Source organism: Shigella sp. FC1967, from assembly GCF_001743005.1.
Lineage (GTDB): Bacteria > Pseudomonadota > Gammaproteobacteria > Enterobacterales > Enterobacteriaceae > Proteus.
Genome location: NZ_MIIZ01000683.1, coordinates 1 through 4,749 on the forward strand (window position 1 = coordinate 1; position 4,749 = coordinate 4,749).

At 39.5% G+C, this 4,749-nt stretch carries 2 protein-coding genes and 2 pseudogenes; all 4 read right to left on the reverse strand.

What is annotated here, in order from left to right; genetic code table 11:
• Nucleotides 1–1,457: 1,457 nt before the first annotated feature.
• Nucleotides 1,458–2,519: a glycoside hydrolase family 88/105 protein gene (locus BHE89_RS09710; RefSeq protein WP_069367643.1), complete on the reverse strand. Its 1,062-nt coding sequence runs from the start codon at nt 2,517–2,519 to the stop codon at nt 1,458–1,460.
• Nucleotides 2,520–2,536: 17 nt separating this feature from the next.
• Nucleotides 2,537–3,293: pseudogene (gene kduD / locus BHE89_RS09715) on the reverse strand (2-dehydro-3-deoxy-D-gluconate 5-dehydrogenase KduD).
• 78 nt (nt 3,294–3,371) lie between these two features.
• The gene (kduI, locus tag BHE89_RS09720; RefSeq protein ID WP_069367641.1) at nt 3,372–4,202 is read right to left on the reverse strand and encodes a 5-dehydro-4-deoxy-D-glucuronate isomerase; all 831 of its coding nucleotides are present in this window, start codon (nt 4,200–4,202) and stop codon (nt 3,372–3,374) included.
• A gap of 42 nt (nt 4,203–4,244) precedes the next feature.
• Nucleotides 4,245–4,749, reverse strand: a pseudogene (locus tag BHE89_RS09725) (amidohydrolase family protein); the annotation flags it as partial.

The following is a 4,749-nucleotide window of genomic DNA, read 5'->3' on the forward strand; positions in this document are numbered from 1 at the left end:
CGAGGCGGACTCAAACACGAGAACTTGATTCTGCCTCCTTATAAAGGAGCTGTCAAGAAGATGAACAAATATTCTCTGATTAGAGTGATTGTTATAAGTGTAAATATCACGCTATTACTGATAACTTTATTCTATAATAATCCAATCGAGAATTTCACTATTCAGAGTGAATATATAAATGTTCAGGTTAAGTTTATCAACAATAAACACTAACCTTGTGGGGGAGCAATCCCCCGCAGTTTTCTAATTAAGTGATTGCGGTTTAATCTAAGCGCCCTAATTTACAAGAAGAGGTAACCATTATCTGTTACCTCTTCTTTTATTTATAACTTAACGAATCAATTATTTACTTTAAATAATAAAGAGTCATATCTTTATTTATTATTGCTAATAAATGTATTGTCTCATTTAAATAGTTTGCTATGCTCTGCGCGGGTGCTTGGATCAATCTGGTTCAAGCATTTTGCAAGTACCAGAAAGAGAAAAGCCCCGGAAAATATATTGTGTATATTCACCGAGGCGGACTCAAACACGAGAACTTGATTCTGCCTCCTTATAAAGGAGCTGTCAAGAAGATGAACAAATATTCTCTGATTAGAGTGATTGTTATAAGTATAAATATCACGCTATTACTGATAACTTTATTCTATAATAATCCAATCGAGAATTTCACTATTCAGAGTGAATATATAAATGTTCAGGTTAAGTTTATTAATAATAAACACTAACCTTGTGGGGGAGCAATCCCCCGCAGTTTTCTAATTAAGTGATTACGGTTTAATCTAAGCGCCCTAATTTACAAGAAGAGGTAACCATTATCTGTTACCTCTTCTTTTATTTATAACTTAACGAATCAATTATTTACTCTAAATAATAAAGAGTCATACCTTTATTTATTATTGCTAATAAATGTGTTGTCTCATTTAAATAGTTTGCTATGCTCTGCGCGGGTGCTTGGATCAATCTGGTTCAAGCATTTCGCAAGTACCAGAAAGAGAAAAGCCCCGGAAAATATATTGTATATTCACCGAGGCGGACTCAAACATAGACAATTTGATTCTGCCTCCATTTTTATCGGAGTGCAAGAGGAAATGAAAAAATATTCTTTAATCGGACTCATGATCGTGACGATGATAATATCGAATAACGCATTATTACAGAATAAACCTTTTCGTTTATTCACACCAACTAATGGATATTTAATAATTCAGATTAATATATTTTTACGTTATATTAATCTTGTGGGGGATTACTCCCCCACAATTTCCCAATCCTATTGTTGTGTTTTATCTAAGCACCCTAACTTATAATAAGAGGTAACAGATTATTGTTACCTCTTATTATTATATAAAAACCGTCCCTATTTTTGGTCGGGAACCTAGATAGGAAAATATTGCGCGGAAGGTATGTAAAGTGCAAGAAAAATAACAAAGTTCAATATCAACGCTCTAGGAATTTTACAAAAGACTTAAAACTTCACTTCCTGCTAATAAATAAGCACCAGCACCATAATCCATATTATGCTCAAACTTGACCTCTCGCGGATTAAATGCCGGAAGTTGTACCCAGCCTATCATGCCATTGTCATGAATACAGGTTTGTAATGCTGACCACGCTCTGTTTAATGCAGGTAAATACACCTCTTTTTCTAGTACTCCCTGATTAATTCCCCATGCGAGTCCATAACAAAATAACGCTGTTGCTGAACTTTCTGGTGCAGGAAAATTATCAGGATCGAGTAAGCTGGTTCGCCAAAAACCATCTTCATGTTGATAATCTAGGATGGATGTCGCTAATTCTTTAAATAATGCAATATAACGTTCACGACCATGATAATCATCAGGCATATATTTTAGGATACGAGGTATCGAAGCAAGAACCCAACCAATACCACGGCTCCAAAATACTTTTTCACCATTAGCCTCGCGTAATTCATTGCCTTCACCATCAGGAATATAGCGATGATCACGGAAGATAAGCCCTGTTTCAGGATCACGTAAATGTTCAATCGCATCCCAATAAGCCGTATGCATGTAATCCAAATAACGTCGTTCGTTGGTAATTTCAGCCAAAGTAGCAAAACCAGGAGGCGCCATAAAGAGAGCGTCACACCACCACCAATCTTCACGACCCGGTTTAGGATCATCAAGCATAATGTCAAATGCTTTAATGGTTGGCTCCAGAATTTCAGTTTGTTCAAAAAGCGGACTTACTGCAAGATAAGCTTGTACACAAACATGATCATCTGCGAAACGAGCATTAGGACCCGTTCTAAATCCTGTATGTAACGTGTAATTCAACACACCATTAAGATACTCTTCGTCTTGCGTTGCCTGCCATGCGGCACTTACGCAACTCCATAAAACACCGCGCTCCCAATCAGTGTCTTTAATAAAACGGGTTTTACCACTACGGCGGCGAACACTACGAACTTGATTAGCCGATTGATAACGATACACTCGCTTCATGTTTTGTAATACAAACTCTCTTTGCAAAGTCTCTGTATTAGCGTGTTCCATCCTACTTCTCCATGAAATTAACGAGCTAACCAACCACCATCAACCGCAATGGTGTATCCATTTACATAATCACTCGCTTTAGACGCTAAGAAAATCGCAGGACCAGCAACATCTTCAGGCGTTCCCCAACGTCCAGCAGGAATTCGCTCTACAATAGCGGCATTACGAACATCATCAGCACGCAGTGCCGCGGTGTTATCTGTTGCCATATAGCCCGGAGCAATAGCATTTACATTGATATTATATTGAGAAAGTTCAGTCGCCAATGCGCGAGTTAATCCCATGACTGCAGATTTACTTGCGGTGTAAGAAGGTACACGAATTCCGCCTTGATAAGAGAGCATAGAAGCAATATTAATTATCTTGCCTCCCTCTCCTTGTTTCACAAATTGACGAGCGACTTTTTGAGATAAAAAAAAACAGTGTTTTCTGATTAATATCAATCACATCATCCCAATCTTTTTCACTAAATTCCAAGAGATCTTCGCGGCGAATAATACCTGCATTATTCACTAAAATATCAATGCGCCCCATGACAGAAACGGCTTCATCCACCAGCGCTTGCAATCCATCTTGTTTCATTAAATTTTGCGTAATGTAATGAAAGCGACGCCCCAATGCTTCTACTTGTTGACGAGTTTCAGGTGCATCTTGAATACCCACCCCCACAATATCTGCACCCGCTTTGGCTAAACCGATCGCCATGCCTTGACCTAATCCAGTATTACAACCCGTGACAATAGCAACCTTGCCATTTAAATCGAATAAATTCATAACAATAACCTCTTAGGTGTGGCTATAAAGCCACACCTTTTTATATGTAGGGTAAAAAGAAAATATGACTATTTGTGATTATTTCAGATCTTTCATTGCAACATGATCCATATCGTGGAAGACCTGATTTTCACCAACCATTCCCCAAATAAAGGTATAAGATGCAGAGCCAACACCAGAATGAATTGACCAGCTAGGACTTATCACGGCTTGCTCATTACGGACAACTAAATGACGTGTTTCCGTTGGTTCTCCCATATAATGGAAAACCACATTGTCCTCTTTCATATCAAAATAGAGATAGACTTCCATACGACGCTCATGGGTATGGCAAGGCATGGTATTCCATAGGCTACCCGGTTCAAGAACCGTCATCCCCATAGACAATTGGCATGTAGGCAAAACTGAAGGGTGTAAGAATTTATAAATAGTACGAACGTTACAGTTTTCTACATTACCAATTTTTTCTGGTGATGCTTGCTGTTGTGTTATTTTGCGCGTTGGGTAAGTATGATGGGCTGGCGCGCAATTCATATAAAAACGAGCCGGTGTTTCTACACTATCACTGGTAAATTCAACACTTTTAGCACCCATTCCAATGTAAATCGCTTCACGAGCACCAATATCAAACACTTCACCATCAACAATCACTTTGCCAGCACCACCAATATTAATGGCACCTAACTCACGTCTTTCTAAAAAGAAATCAACGCCTAATGCTTTACCTGCCATTAACGCTAAAGGCTGTGTTGTAGGAACAATACCGCCAACAATAATGCGATCTATATGGCTATAAGTGAGATTCATTTCCCCTTCACAGAATAGGTTTTCAATCAGGAACTCCTTGCGAAGTCCTTCTGTATCAAGCCTTTTAGCATGTTCACTATGAATTGGCTGACGAATTTCCATTATAAATACCTCATTTTTACAGATGGGTGCATAACTGAAAAACTATGCATTTTCCCCGGATACAGAGTAAATATGATTTCCTCTGATGAATGTATCGGTGAGATGAAAACACTCATCCACCACAGCAAAGCTGGCTTCTCGCCCCGCTTTGATATAACCCAATTTATCGCCGATACCGAGATACTCGGCAGGGATCGCACTCGCCATTTGCACGGCTTCCCACTCAGGGACATGAGCGAGTTGCACCATATTTCTTAATGCACTATCTAAGCTACAAGTACTTCCAGCCAACGAGCCATCGGCTGTTTTTGCTTGACCTTGGGTGACGCACACTGTTTGAGCGCCCAGCGTGTAATCACCATCAGGTAATCCCCCCGCACGCATGCAATCTGTAATTAAAGCGAGTTGTTGGTAGCCTTTCATGCGATACGCTAATTGCATCATAACGGGGATGAACATGAATGCCATCTGCGATCAATTCCGCCAAGACATTGTGATATAACACGGCACCACAACATCCTGGCTCGCGATGATGAAGCCCCGTCAT